The organism is Microlunatus capsulatus, assembly GCF_017876495.1.
GTDB classification, from domain to species: Bacteria; Actinomycetota; Actinomycetes; order Propionibacteriales; family Propionibacteriaceae; genus Microlunatus; species Microlunatus capsulatus.
Genome location: NZ_JAGIOB010000001.1, coordinates 595,299 through 610,757 on the forward strand (window position 1 = coordinate 595,299; position 15,459 = coordinate 610,757).

20 protein-coding genes are annotated in these 15,459 nt (G+C 72.2%); 6 read left to right on the plus strand and 14 right to left on the minus strand.

What is annotated here, in order from left to right; translation table 11 throughout:
- Positions 1 to 148: 148 nt before the first annotated feature.
- Together JOF54_RS02720 and JOF54_RS02725 are read left to right on the plus strand one after the other, a co-directional pair.
- Positions 149 to 301 (plus strand): hypothetical protein, encoded by a 153-nt coding sequence (locus tag JOF54_RS02720; protein WP_210052770.1) that lies wholly within the window; start codon positions 149 to 151, stop codon positions 299 to 301.
- On the plus strand, positions 298 to 516 hold the full coding sequence (locus JOF54_RS02725; protein ID WP_210052772.1) for a hypothetical protein: 219 nt from the start codon (positions 298 to 300) through the stop codon (positions 514 to 516). Before JOF54_RS02720 ends, JOF54_RS02725 begins: the two co-directional genes overlap by 4 nt.
- Positions 517 to 553: 37 nt before the next feature.
- On the opposite strand, the gene JOF54_RS02730 is transcribed toward JOF54_RS02725, so the two are convergent.
- Complete coding sequence (locus JOF54_RS02730; RefSeq protein ID WP_307803764.1) at positions 554 to 1,309, minus strand: peptidylprolyl isomerase; 756 nt, start codon at positions 1,307 to 1,309, stop codon at positions 554 to 556.
- Positions 1,310 to 1,372: 63 nt separating this feature from the next.
- On the opposite strand from JOF54_RS02730, the gene JOF54_RS02735 reads away from it, so the two are divergent.
- Genes JOF54_RS02735 through JOF54_RS02750 form a run of 4 tightly spaced genes read left to right on the plus strand, consistent with a single transcriptional unit; the run spans position 1,373 to position 4,600 of the window.
- Positions 1,373 to 2,053, plus strand: coding sequence for a cob(I)yrinic acid a,c-diamide adenosyltransferase (locus tag JOF54_RS02735; RefSeq protein WP_210052774.1), 681 nt, complete (start codon positions 1,373 to 1,375; stop codon positions 2,051 to 2,053).
- Positions 2,050 to 3,123, plus strand: coding sequence for a sugar phosphate isomerase/epimerase family protein (locus JOF54_RS02740; protein ID WP_210052776.1), 1,074 nt, complete (start codon positions 2,050 to 2,052; stop codon positions 3,121 to 3,123). Before JOF54_RS02735 ends, JOF54_RS02740 begins: the two co-directional genes overlap by 4 nt.
- A 10-nt stretch (positions 3,124 to 3,133) precedes the next feature.
- The gene (locus tag JOF54_RS02745; RefSeq protein WP_210052778.1) at positions 3,134 to 3,817 is read left to right on the plus strand and encodes a sensor domain-containing protein; all 684 of its coding nucleotides are present in this window, start codon (positions 3,134 to 3,136) and stop codon (positions 3,815 to 3,817) included.
- Between the two features lie 21 nt (positions 3,818 to 3,838).
- Positions 3,839 to 4,600, plus strand: coding sequence for a sensor domain-containing protein (locus JOF54_RS02750; RefSeq protein WP_210052780.1), 762 nt, complete (start codon positions 3,839 to 3,841; stop codon positions 4,598 to 4,600).
- A 37-nt stretch (positions 4,601 to 4,637) separates the two neighbouring features.
- Here the strand turns inward: JOF54_RS02750 and JOF54_RS02755 are convergent, their stop codons facing one another.
- From JOF54_RS02755 to JOF54_RS02815, 13 genes are all read right to left on the minus strand, one after another.
- Positions 4,638 to 5,093 (minus strand): DUF2550 domain-containing protein, encoded by a 456-nt coding sequence (locus JOF54_RS02755; protein WP_210052782.1) that lies wholly within the window; start codon positions 5,091 to 5,093, stop codon positions 4,638 to 4,640.
- Between the two features lie 45 nt (positions 5,094 to 5,138).
- Complete coding sequence (locus tag JOF54_RS02760; RefSeq protein WP_210052784.1) at positions 5,139 to 5,540, minus strand: F0F1 ATP synthase subunit epsilon; 402 nt, start codon at positions 5,538 to 5,540, stop codon at positions 5,139 to 5,141.
- Positions 5,541 to 5,579: 39 nt separating this feature from the next.
- The gene (gene atpD / locus JOF54_RS02765) at positions 5,580 to 7,037 is read right to left on the minus strand and encodes a F0F1 ATP synthase subunit beta (protein ID WP_210052786.1); all 1,458 of its coding nucleotides are present in this window, start codon (positions 7,035 to 7,037) and stop codon (positions 5,580 to 5,582) included.
- A gap of 8 nt (positions 7,038 to 7,045) precedes the next feature.
- Positions 7,046 to 7,957 carry a F0F1 ATP synthase subunit gamma gene (locus JOF54_RS02770; protein WP_210052788.1) on the minus strand — a complete coding sequence of 304 codons (912 nt, stop codon included), beginning with the start codon at positions 7,955 to 7,957 and terminating at the stop codon, positions 7,046 to 7,048.
- A 36-nt stretch (positions 7,958 to 7,993) separates the two neighbouring features.
- Positions 7,994 to 9,631, minus strand: coding sequence for a F0F1 ATP synthase subunit alpha (atpA, locus tag JOF54_RS02775; RefSeq protein WP_210052790.1), 1,638 nt, complete (start codon positions 9,629 to 9,631; stop codon positions 7,994 to 7,996).
- A 56-nt stretch (positions 9,632 to 9,687) separates the two neighbouring features.
- A complete protein-coding gene (locus JOF54_RS02780) occupies positions 9,688 to 10,557 on the minus strand; it encodes a F0F1 ATP synthase subunit delta (RefSeq protein WP_210052792.1) in 870 nt (289 codons plus the stop codon).
- Positions 10,554 to 11,099: a F0F1 ATP synthase subunit B gene (locus tag JOF54_RS02785; protein WP_210052796.1), complete on the minus strand. Its 546-nt coding sequence runs from the start codon at positions 11,097 to 11,099 to the stop codon at positions 10,554 to 10,556. Before JOF54_RS02785 ends, JOF54_RS02780 begins: the two co-directional genes overlap by 4 nt.
- Positions 11,100 to 11,112: 13 nt before the next feature.
- Positions 11,113 to 11,340, minus strand: a complete 228-nt coding sequence (atpE, locus tag JOF54_RS02790; protein ID WP_210052798.1) for an ATP synthase F0 subunit C — start codon at positions 11,338 to 11,340, stop codon at positions 11,113 to 11,115.
- Between the two features lie 46 nt (positions 11,341 to 11,386).
- Entirely contained in the window at positions 11,387 to 12,178 is a 792-nt protein-coding gene (gene atpB, locus JOF54_RS02795) for a F0F1 ATP synthase subunit A (protein WP_307803765.1), read from the minus strand.
- Complete coding sequence (locus tag JOF54_RS02800; RefSeq protein WP_245357939.1) at positions 12,175 to 12,474, minus strand: AtpZ/AtpI family protein; 300 nt, start codon at positions 12,472 to 12,474, stop codon at positions 12,175 to 12,177. Before JOF54_RS02800 ends, atpB begins: the two co-directional genes overlap by 4 nt.
- A 23-nt stretch (positions 12,475 to 12,497) precedes the next feature.
- Positions 12,498 to 12,995 (minus strand): hypothetical protein, encoded by a 498-nt coding sequence (locus JOF54_RS02805; RefSeq protein WP_210052800.1) that lies wholly within the window; start codon positions 12,993 to 12,995, stop codon positions 12,498 to 12,500.
- Positions 12,996 to 13,155: 160 nt separating this feature from the next.
- On the minus strand, positions 13,156 to 14,277 hold the full coding sequence (locus JOF54_RS02810; RefSeq protein ID WP_210052802.1) for an MraY family glycosyltransferase: 1,122 nt from the start codon (positions 14,275 to 14,277) through the stop codon (positions 13,156 to 13,158).
- A complete protein-coding gene (locus JOF54_RS02815; protein WP_210052805.1) occupies positions 14,278 to 15,294 on the minus strand; it encodes an L-threonylcarbamoyladenylate synthase in 1,017 nt (338 codons plus the stop codon).
- Positions 15,295 to 15,459 lie beyond the last annotated feature (165 nt).

Genomic DNA, 15,459 nt, shown 5'->3' on the forward strand with positions numbered 1-15,459 from the left:
CCGGCAGCACGCCGGAATCCTGGACGTGTCCGGGCCTCCGGCAGGGCGAACGCCGCGCCGACAGCACCGCCGCCGCCGTCGAGGTCCGGACACCCCACCCGTCCCGCGCGGACCCGCGCCGCCGCCGCCGACCCCGAGGAGCCCGCCGATGATCACCCTGCTGGACGGCGACCGCGGCCGACGCCCCGGCGGCGACGACGACGGCGCGGAGGACTGGCTGGCGCTGCTCGCGCTGGCCGCCCTCACCCTGACGGCACTCGTGGCCCTGCGCCGCCTCGGCCGGGGCGGCGGCACCCGGTGAGCCCGGACGTGCTGGTGAGCACGGTGCTGCTGCCGCTGCTCGTCCTGCTGGAGGCCACGCCCTCACCGGTCGCGGTGCACCCGCCCCAGGACTCGGGCTTCGCCTACGCCACCGTGCTCGGCGGGTTCTTCGGCGTGGGCCTGCTCTCGCTCATCTACTTCCTGCTCAACCTCAAGCCGAAGCGGCGCGAGCCCTACACCGGCCCGAACGACTGAGAGGCGCGCGGCGACCGGGCCGGCGCCGCCGAGGCGCTCAGCCCTTCGTCACCGCGGTGATCTTCGCCGGGTTGTTGGGCTTGCCCGTGCCGTCGCCGTAGCTGCCGTCCTGGCCCTCCCCCGCGATCCCCGCGACCACGTCGCGGGAGGCGCTGTCCATCGTGCCGAAGACGGTGTAGCTGGGCGGCAGGCCCGTCGAGTCCTCCCAGACGAGGAAGAACTGGGAGCCGTTGGTGTCCGGGCCGGCGTTGGCCATGGCCACCACGCCACGGGTGTAGGACTCCTCCCCGGTGAGCTCGTCGGCGAAGGAGTAGCCGGGGCCGCCCGAGCCGGTGCCCGTCGGGTCGCCGCACTGCAGGACGAACAGCCCCGAGTCGGCGAGCCGGTGGCAGGAGGTGCCGTCGAAGTAGCCCTGGTCGGCCAGCGAGGCGAAGGAGTTGACGGTACACGGGGTGGCGCTGCGGTCCATGGTGATGGTCACGTCGCCGCCGGTCTCCCCCGGCGCGTCGCCGTTCAGCTGCAGGGTGTACTTCACGGTCCCGGTGGTCTCGACGTCGCCGGTGGGCGGCGGGTTGACCGGCTTGGCCGCCTCGCCCTCGGCGGGGTACGCGCAGCCCGCCGGGTCGGCGTCGGCGGAGGGAGCGCTGCTGCCCGCGCCCGCGCTGGCGGACCCGTCCGCGGAGGGGGCGGGGGTCGAGGAGGGGGGTGCGCAGGCGGCGAGCCCGGTGAGGGCGAGCACGAGGCCGGTCAGGGCGAGGGCGCGGGGACGGCGGGGGAGGTCGGTTCCGGGCACCGGTCCACTCTGACACAGGCCCGCCCACCCGCCGGCCGCACCACGCGTGCGTAGGGTGTGCCCATGGTCCGCCTCACCCGCATCTACACCCGGACGGGCGACGGCGGCAGCACCCGGCTCTCCGACATGTCGCTCGCGCCCAAGACCGACCCCCGGATCGAGGCCTACGGCACCGTCGACGAGGCCAACTCCTTCCTCGGCGTCGCGCTGTCCACCGGCGAGCTGCCCCCGGCGGTCGCCGAGCTGCTCGCCTCGCTGCAGAACGAGATGTTCGACCTCGGGGCCGACCTGTCGACCCCGGTGCGGCCCGACCCGGAGTGGGAGCCGCTGCGGATCACCCAGGACTACGTCGACCGGCTCGAGCGCTGGTGCGACGAGTTCTCCGGCCCGCTGCCCGCGCTGACGTCCTTCATCCTGCCGGGCGGCTCGATGGCCGCGGCCCAGCTGCACGTCGCCCGCACCGTCACGCGCCGGGCCGAGCGCAGCGCCTGGGCCGCCGTCGAGCTCTACGGCACCGAGCCGGTGGCCGAGCCGGACGTGCCGGGCGGGGTGAACCCGCTCGCCCTCACCTACCTCAACCGGCTCTCCGACCTGCTCTTCATCCTCATCCGGGTGGTCAACGGCCGCGACGGCGACATCCTCTGGGTGCCGGGCGGCGAGCGCCACCACCTCACCCGCGATGCCTTCGAGGGCGGCAGCCGCCGCCGACGGCCGACGACACCCCCGCAGGAGGACCAGGCATGACCGACGACACCCGCCCCGGCTCCCCCGGCCTGCGCGAGGCCACCGGCCGCGCCCGGCCGCAGCAGCCCCGCCCGGTCACCCTGTTCACCGGCCAGTGGGCCGACCTGCCCTTCGAGGAGGTCTGCCGGCTCGCCGCGTCCTGGGGCTACGACGGCCTCGAGATCGCCTGCTGGGGCGACCACTTCGACGTGGTGCAGGCCGTAGAGGACCCCTCCTACGTCCAGGCCAAGAAGGACGTGCTGGCCGAGCACGGGCTGGGCTGCTGGACGATCAGCACCCACCTCACCAGCCAGGCCGTCTGCGACGCCGTCATCGACCAGCGGCACCAGGCCACCGTCCACCCCCGGGTCTGGGGCGACGGCGACCCCGAGGGCGTCCGGCAGCGGGCGGCGGAGGAGATGCGGACGACGGCCCGGGCCGCGGCGGCCTTCGGCGTCGGCACCGTCGTCGGCTTCACGGGCTCGGCCATCTGGCACTACCTGGCGATGTTCCCGCCCGTCGGCGACGACGTCGTCCGCGCCGGGTACCGCGACTTCGCCGAGCGCTGGACGCCGATCCTCGACGTCTTCGCCGCCGAGGGCGTGCGCTACGCCTACGAGGTGCACCCCGGCGAGATCGCCTACGACTACTGGTCGACGAAGGCCGCGCTGGAGGCCCTCGGCCCCCACGAGGCGTTCGGGCTCAACTTCGACCCCTCCCACATGGTCTGGCAGGGCATCGACTACGTGGGCTTCCTCGACGACTTCTCCGCGCTGATCAGCCACGTCCACTGCAAGGACACCAAGCTCCGGATGCACAACGGCCGCAACGGGGTCCTCAGCAGCCACCTGCCCTGGGCCGACCCGCGCCGCGGCTGGGACTTCATCTCCACCGGCCACGGCGACGCCCGCTGGGAGGACATCTTCCGGATGCTCAACCGGATCGGCTACGCCGGCCCGGTCTCGGTGGAGTGGGAGGACGCCGGGATGGACCGCCTCGACGGCGCCCCCGAGGCCCTCGACTTCATCCGCTCGATGAACGCCATCACCCCGCCGGCCGCCGCGTTCGACGCGGCCTTCTCCACCCGCTAGCGCCGTCGCCGTGCCGGCCGAGGTCCTCGACCTGGGCCGTCCCCCGGCCCGGCGCCGGCGGTGGCCCGGACCGGTCGCGCTCGTCCTCGGCCTGGCCGCCCTCGCGGCCGGACTGGCGCTGCGGCCCGCACCGGTGCTGGACGCCGACCAGGTCCAGCAGGTGCTCGCCACCGGCCTCGGCCGCGCGCCCGTGGCCAACGTCGTCGAGGACGGCGACGACGACCGGCCCGCCGATCCCGGTCGCTACACCCCGGCCGGCTGCGGGATCCTGCTGAGCCCCGTCTTCGCCCCCGGCACCGCCGGCCCGCCGGACCGCTGGGTGCACGGCGTGTTCGACCGGGCCGACGACGACCGCCGGCACGCGCTGGTCAGCTATCTCTACGCCGACGCCGACGCGGCCCGGACCACGCTGGCCGAGCTCGACCGCGCCGCCGCGTCGTGCCCGGAGGTCGTCTACGCGACGGCAGGCGGCGAGCCGGCCCGCTACGCCGTCGAGGTGGCCGACGCCCCGCACGGACAGGTCTGGTTCGCGCTGCGGGGACCGGGGCGGCGGCAGAGCGTGCACGTGCGGCGCAGCGCGAACGCCGTCGTCCTGCAGATCGGCTACCCCGTGCTGAGCCCGCCGGCGCGGTCGGAGGCGGACCGGTTCGCGGCCGCCCTGGACCGCGCCGCCCGACGGGGCCCGGCGGGCTGAGCCCGCGGCTACGCTGCGTCCATGACCACGTCCGAGGTCCGCGACGAGGCGGAACCGCAGGCTCCCGAGGTGCTGGAGGCCGCCCCCCGACCCGTCGACCGCCGGCTGGTCCGGACGCTGGTCGCCGTCGGGCTGGCCGCGGTGCTGGCCGTGGCCGGGCTGGCCGTCTGGCGCCAGCTGCAGCCGCCCCCGGACTTCACGCTGTCCCAGCTCCAGGGCGCCTACACCGGCATGGTGCGCTCCGACGGCACCAACGACGTCTCGACCCTCGACGCGAGCCGCTTCACCGAGTCACCCCTGCGGATCAGCCCGGAGGCCTGCGCGCCGCTGTTCGCCTCGACGGTGTCCAACCAGTTCCCGCCGGGGGCGCTGGACGGCGTCTCGACCTACTGGCTGGGCGGCTCGTCCTCCTCCATCTCGCTGTTCACCGTCCGCTACCCCGACGCCGACGCCGCCGAGGCCGCCTACCGGGCCGTCGACCAGGCCGCGGCCGGCTGCACGGGTGAGACGGTGAGGTTCTCCGGCGCCGAGGGGTCCGGACGGGTGGAGCCGGTGGCGGTGACGGCCCCGGAGGACGCGCCGGAGCAGCTCGCGTTCGCGCTGGAGCGCGGACCGGGCCAGGGCCGCTACGCCCTGCACGTCCTGCGGCTGAGCAACACGGTGACCTGGCAGTACCGCTACGACACCGGCGGGGGCGCCTACGACCCGACGCCGGCCCAGCAGCTGATGGACGGGATGAGCGCCCAGCTGCTGTCGGTGCAGCGGGCGGCGGCCGCCGGCTGAGCTGCGGATGCGCGGGCCCGGGAGGCGCCGCGAACGGTCAGGGGAGCCGGCTGAGGCCGGGCGGGGCGGCCTCGAGCCAGCTGAGCAGCCCCGTCAGGGAGTCGGGGCTCAGCGCCAGGCTCCACTCGGCGTCGCCGGGGTCCCCCACCACCTCGAAGCTGACGATCCGCTGCTCGGCGTAGAGGGAGACCGCCTCGACGGGGTCCGGGTCGCGGGTCTCGAGGACCCGGACCTCACGCCGGGGGAAGGACTTGCGCGGGCGCCAGGAGTAGGAGAAGAAGCGGAACCACTCCAGCTGCCCGCCGTTGTAGCGGCCGACGCCCAGCACCCACCCCGCGCCGGGGGTGGTGGTGCTGAGCCGCAGGCTGCACTCGAACGTGCCGCCCTGACGGGCGAGGTAGCGACGGCGGACGGCCAGCAGGACCAGGGCCAGGGCCAGCAGGACGACCACGAGGCCGAGTGCCTCCGCGATCCCCCACCAGCCGTCCATCATCGAACCCGTCGCACCTCACGCTCGTCCCGCAGTGTGGGTGCGACCCTACTGCGCTTTCTGCGCGGCACGAAGTTGAGCGCTGGCGCGGTCGAAGCGCCGGCGGTCGTCGTCGTCGTAGTCCCCGCTGTCGAGCACCTGCTGGGCCGCGTCGAGCTCGCGCTCGGCGTCCCGGACGCTCATCTCGGTGGCCAGCCGGGCGTACTCGCTGAGGATCGACACCCGGCCCTGCGACACGGAGATGAAGCCGCCCTCGACGGCGACGACCTCGCGCGTGCCGTCGTCGCAGAAGATGACGACGGCGCTGGGCTCCAGCACGGCCAGCAGCGGCGCGTGGCCCGGCAGGATGCCGATCTCGCCCTCCACCGTCTTGGCGATGATGTTGGAGGACGTGCCCGACCACACCACGCGGTCGGCGGCCACGACCTCCACCTGCATGGGGTCAGCCACGGCGACCGCCCCCCGTGCCCAGGACCTCGGAGCTCACGGTCACTGCTCCTTCTGGAGCTGCGCCCAGCGCTCTTCCACCATGTCCATGCCGCCCACGTTGAAGAAGGCCTGCTCGGCGATGTGGTCGACGTCGCCGCGGCAGATCATCTGGAAGGCCTCGATGGTCTCGCTGAGCGGCACCGTCGAGCCCTCGATGTTGGTGAACTTCTCCGCCATGTAGGTGTTCTGGCTGAGGAACTGCTGGATGCGACGGGCGCGGTTGACGACGATCTTGTCCTCCTCGGACAGCTCGTCGACGCCGAGGATCGCGATGATGTCCTGGAGCTCCTTGTTGCGCTGCAGGATCCCCTTCACCTCGGTCGCGGTGTCGTAGTGCGTCTGCCCGATGTACTGCGGGTCGAGGATCCGCGACGTCGAGGTCAGCGGGTCCACGGCCGGGTACAGACCGCGCGACGCGATGTCGCGGGACAGCTCGGTCGTCGCGTCCAGGTGGGCGAACGTCGTCGCCGGGGCCGGGTCGGTGTAGTCGTCGGCGGGCACGTAGATCGCCTGCATCGAGGTGATCGAGTGACCGCGCGTCGAGGTGATCCGCTCCTGCAGCTGGCCCATCTCGTCGGCCAGGTTGGGCTGGTAGCCCACGGCGGACGGCATCCGGCCCAGCAGGGTCGACACCTCCGAGCCGGCCTGGGTGAACCGGAAGATGTTGTCGATGAACAGCAGCACGTCCTGGTTCTGGACGTCGCGGAAGTACTCGGCCATGGTCAGCGCGGACAGGGCGACGCGCAGCCGGGTCCCCGGCGGCTCGTCCATCTGGCCGAAGACGAGGGCGGTGTCCTTGAGGACGCCGGCCTCCTCCATCTCGTTGATGAGGTCGTTGCCCTCGCGGGTGCGCTCCCCCACGCCGGCGAACACCGAGGTGCCGCCGAAGTTGTGGGCGATCCGGTAGATCATCTCCTGGATCATGACCGTCTTGCCGACGCCGGCGCCGCCGAACAGGCCGATCTTGCCGCCCTGCACGTAGGGGGTCAGCAGGTCCAGCACCTTGATGCCGGTCTCCAGCATCTCGGTCTTGGACTCCAGGGCGTCGAACTTCGGCGCGGAGCGGTGGATGGGCCAGCGCTCGGTGATCTCGATCGTCGACGGGTCGACGTCGAGGACGTCGCCGGTCACGTTCCAGACGTGGCCCTTGGTGATGTCGCCGACGGGCACCGAGATCGGTGCGCCGGTGTCGCGCACCTCGGCACCGCGCTGCATGCCGTCGGTGGGCTTCAGCGCGATGCAGCGGACCATGTTGTCACCGATGTGGAGGGCGACCTCCATGGTCATGGTGGTCGTCGTGCCGCTGACGGTGGTGTCGACCAGCACGGCGTTCTGCAGGTCGGGCATGCCGTCGACGGGGAACTCCACGTCGACGACGGGGCCGATGACGCGGGCTACGCGGCCCACGCCCCCGGACGAGTGCTTCCTCGTGGGCTGGTCGGAGATGGCAGTGGACATGGGTTCCCTCACTCGCTCGTGGCGCCGGCGTCGGCCAGCGCGCTGGCGCCACCGACGATCTCGCTGATTTCCTGGGTGATCTCGGCCTGCCGGGCCTGGTTGGCCTCCCGGCTCAGGCGCTCGATCAACGACTGGGCGTTGTCCGTGGCGGACTTCATCGCCTTCTGACGGGCGGCCAGCTCCGAGGCGGCCGACTGCAGCAGGCAGTACTGGATCCGGCTGGCCACGTACAGCGGCAGCAGCTCGTCCAGCACCGTCTCCGCGTTCGGCTCGAACTCGTACAGCGGCAGCAGGTCCTCCGCCGCGGGCGCGGCCTCGCCCTCGACGACCTCGAGCGGCAGCAGCCGGATGACCTCCGGCGACTGCGTCAGCATCGAGACGAAGCGGGTGTAGACGACGTGGATCTCGTCCACGCCCCCCTCCTCGGTCGGCGTGCGGAACGCCTCGATGAGGGCGTCGGTGATCTCGCGGGCGTCGGCGTAGCTCGGCGCGTCGGAGAACCCCTCCCACTGGCGGTGCACCGACCGGCGGCGGAACTGGTAGAACGCCGCAGCCTTGCGACCGGTGAGGAAGGGCAGGACCTCCTTGCCCTCCTCGCGCAGCAGCGAGGTGAGCTGCTCGCCGGCCTTGATGACCGACGAGGAGTAGGCACCCGCCAGCCCGCGGTCGGAGGTGATGAGCAGCACCGCCGCGCGCGTCGGGTTCTCCCCCTCGGTGGTCAGCGGGTGCTCGACGTTGGAGAACGTCGCCACCGCCGACACCGCACGGGTGAGCTCGCGGGCGTACGGCGCGGCCTCACGGGCACGCTGCTGCGCCTTGATGATCCGCGACGCGGCGATGAGCTCCATCGCCCGGGTGATCTTCTTCGTGGTCGAGACCGAGTTCCGACGGGATCTCAGCTCTCTCAGACTTGCTGGCATCTACTCGCTCCGCTCGTGAGGGCTGGCCGGCACCGGTCAGCCCCGCTTCTGCCGGACGATCTGCTCCTGCTCGACCTCGTCCTCCGCCATGGACTGGTGCTCCTCGCGCCCGGCGAGCAGCTTCCCGTCCGAGGTCTGGAACTGGCCCTTGAAGCGCGCGATCTCCTCGGTCAGGGCGGCGGCGGTGTCGTCGTCGAAGACCTTGCTCTCGCGGATGTTCTGCAGGACCGAGCCGTTGCGGCGCAGGTGCTCCAGGAGCTCCTGCTCGAAGCGCAGCACGTCGTCGGTGGGGACGTCGTCGAACTGGCCGTTGATGCCGCCCCAGACGCTGACGACCTGCTCCTCGACGGGGTACGGGCTGTACTGCGGCTGCTTGAGCAGCTCGACCAGCTTCTCGCCGCGGTCCAGCTGGCGGCGCGAGGTGGCGTCGAGGTCGGAGGCGAACATCGCGAACGCCTGCATGTCGCGGTACTGCGCCAGGTTGATCTTCAGCGAGCCCGAGACGTTCTTCATCGCCTTGATCTGCGCGGCACCACCCACGCGGGACACCGAGACGCCGACGTCGATGGCCGGGCGCTGGTTGGCGTTGAAGAGGTCGGACTGCAGGAAGATCTGCCCGTCGGTGATCGAGATGACGTTGGTCGGGATGTAGGCCGACACGTCGTTGGCCTTGGTCTCGATGATCGGCAGGCCGGTCATCGAGCCGCCGCCGAGCTCCTTGGAGAGCTTGGCGCAGCGCTCGAGCAGACGCGAGTGGAGGTAGAAGACGTCGCCGGGGTAGGCCTCGCGGCCCGGCGGGCGACGGAGCAGCAGCGACATGGCCCGGTAGGCCTCGGCCTGCTTGGTCAGGTCGTCGAAGACGATGAGGACGTGCTTGCCCTGGTACATCCAGTGCTGGCCGATGGCCGAGCCGGTGTAGGGCGCGACGTACTTGAAGCCGGCCGGGTCGGACGCGGGGGCGTGCACGATGGTCGTGTAGGCCATGGCGCCGGCCTCCTCGAGCGCGCCGCGGATGCCCGCGACGGTCGAGCCCTTCTGGCCGATGGCGACGTAGATGCAGCGGACCTGCTGCTCGGGGTCGCCGGACTCCCAGTTCGCCTTCTGGTTGATGATCGTGTCGAGCGCGATGGCCGACTTGCCGGTCTTGCGGTCGCCGATGATCAGCTGGCGCTGGCCCCGGCCGATCGGGATCATGGCGTCGATGGCCTTGATGCCGGTCTGCAGCGGCTGGCGGACCTCCTGGCGGTCCATGACGCCGGCGGCCTGCAGCTCGAGCGCGCGGCGCTCCGTGGTGCCCTCGATGTCGCCGAGGCCGTCGATCGGGATGCCCATGGCGTTGACCGTGCGGCCGAGGTAGCCGTCGCCCACCGGGACGCCGAGGATGTCGCCGGTCCGGCGGACCGTCTGCCCCTCCTCGATGCCCTCGGAGTCGCCGAGCACGACGACGCCGATCTCGCGGACGTCGAGGTTCAGGGCGATGCCCTGCACGCCGTTCTCGAACTCGAGCAGCTCGTTGGCCATCGCCGAGGGCAGGCCCTCGACGCGCGCGATGCCGTCACCGGAGGTGACGACCGTGCCGACCTCCTCCCGGCTGGACGTGTCGGGGGTGTAGCTCTGGACGAAGCGGTCCAGGGCGTCCCGGATCTCCTCCGGACGGATCGTCAGTTCTGCCATCGCTGCTTCCTGCTCTCGTATCTCTGCTGTCGATGTCTGGGTGAAGTGGTGGGCCGTCAGCCGAACAGACGGCGGGCCTGCTCGAGCCGGCCGGCGACCGTGCCCTCGATGACCTCGTCGCCGAGCTCGACGCGGATGCCGCCGAGGACGTCGGTGTCGACGACCTCCTGGAGCAGCACCTCGCGGCCGACCTGACGGCTGAGCGAGGACTGCAGACGCGAGCGCTGGTCGGCGGTGAGCGGACGGGCCACCCGGACCGTGGCCAGCACCCGGTTCTTCTGGGCCGCGGCGAGCTCCACGAACCCCTCGATGGTGTGCGCGAAGGTGCGCTCCCGAGCCGCCACCGCACGCTGCGCCAGCACCGCCGTGGTGTCGCTCGCGCGACCCCGCAGGAGGTCCTGGACCAGGCTGCGCCGGCCCTCGAGGGTGACCGCCCGGTCGCTCAGCGCGTCGCGCACCGCAGGGGTGGACTCGACGAGACGGGCGAACCGGAAGAGCTCGTCCTCGGTCTCGTCCAGGTTACCCGCGCGCTCGGCCACGACCAGCTGGGCGCGGACGCCCTGCCGCTCCAGGGCGTCGGCCAGGGCGCGACCGCCACCCCAGCGCAGGCCCACGGCCTCCTCCACGACGTGCACGCAGACCTTCCCGACCCGCCCGTCGAGGAGGGTGTGCACCAGACGGCGCCGTCCCTCCTCGGGGGTGCTCGGGTCGGTCAGCGCCCGGCGCAGGGTGACCGAGGAGTCGAGGGCGTCGACCACGGCGAAGAGCTCGCCGGGCAGCGCCGCCATCTCGGCCTCGCGCGGGGCCCCGGTGACCGTGGCGGCCAGGTTCGCCAGCAGTCCCTGGTCGCTGCTCGCCGTCCGGGCCTCGGCCTGGTCGAGGACCTCGTCCAGGGCCTGCACGCGAGCCTCGCCGCCGGCACTCATGCGGGGACCGTCGGCTGGTGGTCGTCGGCCTCGAGGTCGGCCAGGAAGCGGTCGACGGTGCGGCGGGCGCGCTCGTCGTCCTCGAGCGACTCGCCGACGATGCGGCCGGCCAGCGTCGTGGCCAGGCCGCCGACCTCGCTCCGGAGCTGCGCCAGGATCTGGCTGCGCTCGGCCTCGAGCTGGGCCTGCGCCGAGACCTTGATGCGGTTCGCCTCGGCCTGGGCCTGCTCGCGCATCTCGGCCAGGATCTGCGAGCCCTGGGTCTTGGCGTCCTCGCGGATGCGGCCGGCCTCGGCACGCGCCTCGGCGAGCTGCTCGTTGTACTGCGTGAGCGCGGCGGCCGCGGCCTCCTGCGCCTTCTCGGCCTTCTCGATCCCGCCCTGGATGGCCTCGTGGCGGGCCGCGAAGGTCGCCTCGAACTGCGGCACCACGTACTTGCTGATCAAGAACGTGAGCAGCAGGACGAAGACGACCGCCGCGATGATCTCCGCGATCGCCGGGAAGAGCGGGTTCTCGGTCGCGAGTGGGATGAGGGTGGTCATCAGGACCTCGTGCTCACTGCCCGCTGAAGACGAACGCCAGCGCGATGCCGATGATGGCGAGCGCCTCGGTCAGGGCGAAGCCGATGAACGCGGTGCTGAGCAGGGCGCCGCGCGCCTCGGGCTGACGGGCCGTGCCGTTGATGACGGCGGCGAAGATCAGGCCGACGCCGATGCCCGGGCCGATCGCGCCGAGGCCGTAGCCGACGATGCCGAGCGAACCGACGATCTCCATGGGGGTCATGAGGGTGTTTCCTTTCGTCTCCCGCAGGGGTGCGGAACTGAGGTGGTCAGTGCTCCTCGGCGGTCGCCGACGAGATGTACTGGGCGGTGAGGACGGTGAAGATGTAGGCCTGCAGGATCTGCACGAAGATCTCCAGCCCGAAGATCGCCATGCTGAAGATCAGCGACGCGACGCCGGCGACCTTGTTGATCACGGGCTCGCTGTGCAGCAGCAGGTACTCCCCGCCCAGCACGAAGACCAGCACCAGCAGGTGGCCGGCGAACATGTTGGCGAAGAGCCGCAGCGACAGCGTCATGGGCCGCACGAGGATGTTGGAGAGGAACTCCAGCGGGATGATCAGCGGGTACATCCACGTCGGCACGCCCGGCGGGATCGTCACGTGCTTGAGGTAGCCGATCGGGCCGAACTTCCGGATGCCGATGCCGTTGTAGAGGATCCAGACCAGGCCGGCCAGGCCGTAGGCCCAGCCGACGTGGGAGGCCGTGGGCAGCAGGGTGAGGGGGAAGATGCCCCACAGGTTGTTGACCAGGACGAACGAGAAGATCGCGATCAGGAACGGCAGGTACTTCTTGAAGTCGTGCCCGATCATGTCCCGGCCCAGCGTGTTCCGCACGAAGGAGTACGCGGCCTCGCCGACGAACTGCCCCTTCGTCGGGACCAGGGCCGTCTTGCGGGCCATCGACAGCCAGAAGGCGAGGATCAGCACGACGCTGACCACAGCCATCAGCATGTACTTGTCGAACCACGGGAGCCCCGGGATCAGCGGGGGCAGGTCGAAGCTCTCGACACCGGGCGGCTCGAAGGTCTCCATCGGCATCAGGCCGGTCCAGCCGCTCACACTCGTCCCCTCGTCTTCGTCGTCGTTCGGTCAGGCCCCGCACCGGCGCCGGTGCCCGGCTCGGCGCTGAAGCGCTTGATCACCACGTAGATCCCCAGCGCGGCGCCCACCACGATCCCGAGCGGCAGCAGGAAACCCGTACCCAGGAAGTGGTCGCCCAACCAGCCCAGGAAGCCGTAGACGCCGATGCCGGCGATCAGGTACGAGAGCACCTGCAGGCCCTGGTTCATGCCCTGGGAGCCGGTCGACCCCGACGGCTGGTCGGGGGGCGGCGGCTGGTTCATGGCCGTGCTCACGCTAGCAGTCCTGGCCCGCTCCATCACTGACCGCCGTCCGCCGTCGCGGGCGGCACGTACTCGGTGTCGAACGCCGTGACCCGCAGCCGGGAGAACACCCAGACCTCGGCCACCAGCCAGCCGACGACCACGCCGACGGTGGTCAGGAAGACCGCCACCGGGACGAGGGCGGGCAGGGCGTCGGCGTTGCGCTGGTAGACCAGCAGGGCCAGCCCCAGCAGCAGCACGCGGGTGGTGTAGCTGAAGAGGGCGACGCTGAGCAGCAGCCGCGCACCGGCGTCGGCGAACAGCACCATGACGTACTGGCCGACGGCGTAGAAGAGGAGCACCAGCAGCGCCGCGACGGCCGCGGAGAGGACCCCGGACCCGCCGTAGCCGATCCCGAACCCGACCACGCAGAGCACCGCGGCGACCACGCCGCCGACGGCTCCGCCGGCCAGCAGCTTGAGGGCCCGCCGGACGTGCACGCTCGGGCCGGTCGCAGCGTCGGCTGCGGCGTCGGCTCTGCTGTCCACGGTCATCGGGGGCGCGTCCTTCTGTGATCGGTCGGGGAGGGCCAGGTCACCTGCCCGGCCGTGCCGAGCGGGACGTGAGTGCGGGTGAAAACTAGCACAGGCGACGCCTGGGACCCGCTTCGAGACGACCCGGGTGAGCCGTCCTCAGGCACCCTTCAGCCGACCCTCAGGGCAGCTCTCCGCGGCGCACCGGGGCGCCCACCTTGACCGGCCGGCCGAGGGTCAGGACCAGCAGCACGACGGCCAGCACGACGCAGACGGCGACGACCGTCCACTGCGCGTCGCCGCGCACCAGGCCCAGCACGATGACCCCGAACGACACCAGGGCCGACCAGACGTACATCAGCAGGACGGCGCGGCGCTGGCTGTGCCCGCGCTGCAGCAGCCGGTGGTGCAGGTGCTGCTTGTCGGCCACGAACCACCACTTCCCCGCGTAGGTCCGGCGGACGAAGGCCAGCACGAGGTCGAGGAAGGGCAGGGCGAGGATGGCCAGCGGCAGCACCAGCGGCAGCACCGTGGGCACCAGCCCCTCCTGCAGCTGGGAGGTGTCGATCTGGCCGGTGAGGCTGATCGTCGACGTGGCCAGCAGCAGGCCGAGCAGCATCGCCCCCGAGTCGCCCATGAACATCCGCGCCGGGAAGAAGTTGTGCGGCAGGAACCCCAGGCAGGCGCCGGCGATGGCCACCGTGATGAGGCTGGACGTCGTCGCCCGCGTCAGGCCCTCGGTGACGGTCAGCAGGTAGGAGTAGGCGAAGAAGGCGAGCGCGCCGATGCCCACCACGCCGGTGGCCAGGCCGTCGAGGCCGTCGACGAAGTTGACCGCGTTGGAGCAGAGCACGATGAAGAAGACGGTGATGGCCACCGAGGCCGAGCTGTTGAGGGCGATGGTCTCCCCCGGCAGCGGGATCCAGAGCATCTTGACGCCCAGGGCCACGGCGATCCCCGCCGCGAGCACCTGACCGGCGAACTTCGTCAGCGCCGGCAGGTCGTAGATGTCGTCCAGCACCCCCACCAGGCAGATGACCAGGGCGGCGACGAGGACGCCGCGCGAGTCCTGCTGGACGGTCGGCTGGGCGCCGAGGAACGGCAGCTGCCAGGCCAGCACGGTGGCCGCCGCGACCCCCGCCAGCATCGCCACCCCGCCGAAGTAGGGCATCTCGATGGTGTGGACGTCGCGGTCGCGGACCTTGGCCAGCGCTCCCGTCCGCAGCGCCAGCCGCCGGCACAGCCCGCTGGTCAGGTAGGTGACGGCGGCCGCGACCAGCAGGACGAGGAGGTACTCGCGCACTCAGCCGCCCGTGGCGGGGCGCTCGTCGGCCGGGGCGTCGGGGTCGAGGGCGTGGGCGCCGGCTCGTCCGTCCGGCTCGGCCGGGACGTCGTCCTCGGCGTGCGGCGCCGGGTCCGGCACGGGCTCCGGGTCGACCGGGTCGGCGACGCCGTCCGGTTCCGGCTCCGTGGTGGGCTCTGAGCCGGCGGCGGCGTCGACGGGCTCCGGCTCCGGCTCGGGCTCCGGCTCGGTGAGGTCCACGAGGTCGGGCAGGGTGGCCCGGAGCACCGCCACGTCGAGCGCGCCGCGGCGCAGGACCTCGCCGTGGTCGTGCTGGGTGAAGTCGACGATGGTGGAGGGGGCCCCGCCGTAGGCGGAGAGCTCGCCGCCGTCGAGGTAGACGCTGACCCGGTCCCCCAGCTGGTCGACGGCGTCGTCGCAGGTGAGGGCGGCGGGCTTGCCGCTGAGGTTGGCGCTGCTCACGGCCATCGGGCCGGTGCGGCGCAGGATCTCCCGCGCCAACTCGTGGTCGGGGACCCGCAGCGCGATGGTGCCCTCGTTCTCGCCGAGGTCCATCCGGAGGCTGGGCTGGATCTTGAGGATGACGGTCAGGGCGCCCGGCCAGTGCGCGGCGACGAGGTCGCGCGCGGTGTCGGGCACGTCGGTCGCCAGCGCGCGGATGAGGCTCGGGTCGCCGATCAGCACCGGCGGCGGCATGTCGCGGCCGCGCATCTTCGCGTCCAGCAGCCGCTGGACGGCGTCGGCGCTGAAGGCGTCGGCCCCGATCCCGTAGACGGTGTCGGTGGGGAGCACGATGCACTCCCCCGCCTCGACGGCGGCCCGGGCGGCCTCGGTCGCCTCGTCCAGGCCGTCGACCCCCCCGGTGCAGTCGAACCGCTGGTAGGTGCCCTCGTCCGCGACCTCGTCGGAGCCGAACTCGTGCTCCTGCCCGTCCTCGGCGGCGAACGCCGCCGCGGCGTCGTCGGACGAGGAGGGCTCAGGGGTCTCCGGATCCCCGGGACGGTCGGCTTCGCTCACCCCGTCAGTCTGCCAGAGACGGACACGCTCCCCGCCCCGATCGCACCGTGCCGGAGGGCTCCGTCGGGGCCTTCGACAGGCTCAGGCCGCGGAGTCCCGACCACCGCCGTCACCCCTCGACACGTCCCCGCCCGGCACCCGGACCGCGCGCCGCCGTGATGAGGA

What these genes read in the sequence shown, in the direction of transcription:
- JOF54_RS02740 (WP_210052776.1), top strand. Translation starts at nt 2,050, where the DNA reads ATGACCGACGACACCCGCCCCGGCTCCCCCGGCCTGCGCGAGGCCACC.
- JOF54_RS02755 (WP_210052782.1), bottom strand. Translation starts at nt 5,093, where the DNA reads ATGATGGACGGCTGGTGGGGGATCGCGGAGGCACTCGGCCTCGTGGTC.
- JOF54_RS02720 (WP_210052770.1), top strand. Translation starts at nt 149, where the DNA reads ATGATCACCCTGCTGGACGGCGACCGCGGCCGACGCCCCGGCGGCGAC.
- atpD (WP_210052786.1), bottom strand. Translation starts at nt 7,037, where the DNA reads ATGTCCACTGCCATCTCCGACCAGCCCACGAGGAAGCACTCGTCCGGG.
- JOF54_RS02805 (WP_210052800.1), bottom strand. Translation starts at nt 12,995, where the DNA reads ATGACCGTGGACAGCAGAGCCGACGCCGCAGCCGACGCTGCGACCGGC.
- JOF54_RS02785 (WP_210052796.1), bottom strand. Translation starts at nt 11,099, where the DNA reads ATGACCACCCTCATCCCACTCGCGACCGAGAACCCGCTCTTCCCGGCG.
- JOF54_RS02780 (WP_210052792.1), bottom strand. Translation starts at nt 10,557, where the DNA reads ATGAGTGCCGGCGGCGAGGCTCGCGTGCAGGCCCTGGACGAGGTCCTC.
- JOF54_RS02750 (WP_210052780.1), top strand. Translation starts at nt 3,839, where the DNA reads ATGACCACGTCCGAGGTCCGCGACGAGGCGGAACCGCAGGCTCCCGAG.
- atpE (WP_210052798.1), bottom strand. Translation starts at nt 11,340, where the DNA reads ATGACCCCCATGGAGATCGTCGGTTCGCTCGGCATCGTCGGCTACGGC.
- JOF54_RS02770 (WP_210052788.1), bottom strand. Translation starts at nt 7,957, where the DNA reads ATGCCAGCAAGTCTGAGAGAGCTGAGATCCCGTCGGAACTCGGTCTCG.
- JOF54_RS02735 (WP_210052774.1), top strand. Translation starts at nt 1,373, where the DNA reads ATGGTCCGCCTCACCCGCATCTACACCCGGACGGGCGACGGCGGCAGC.
- atpA (WP_210052790.1), bottom strand. Translation starts at nt 9,631, where the DNA reads ATGGCAGAACTGACGATCCGTCCGGAGGAGATCCGGGACGCCCTGGAC.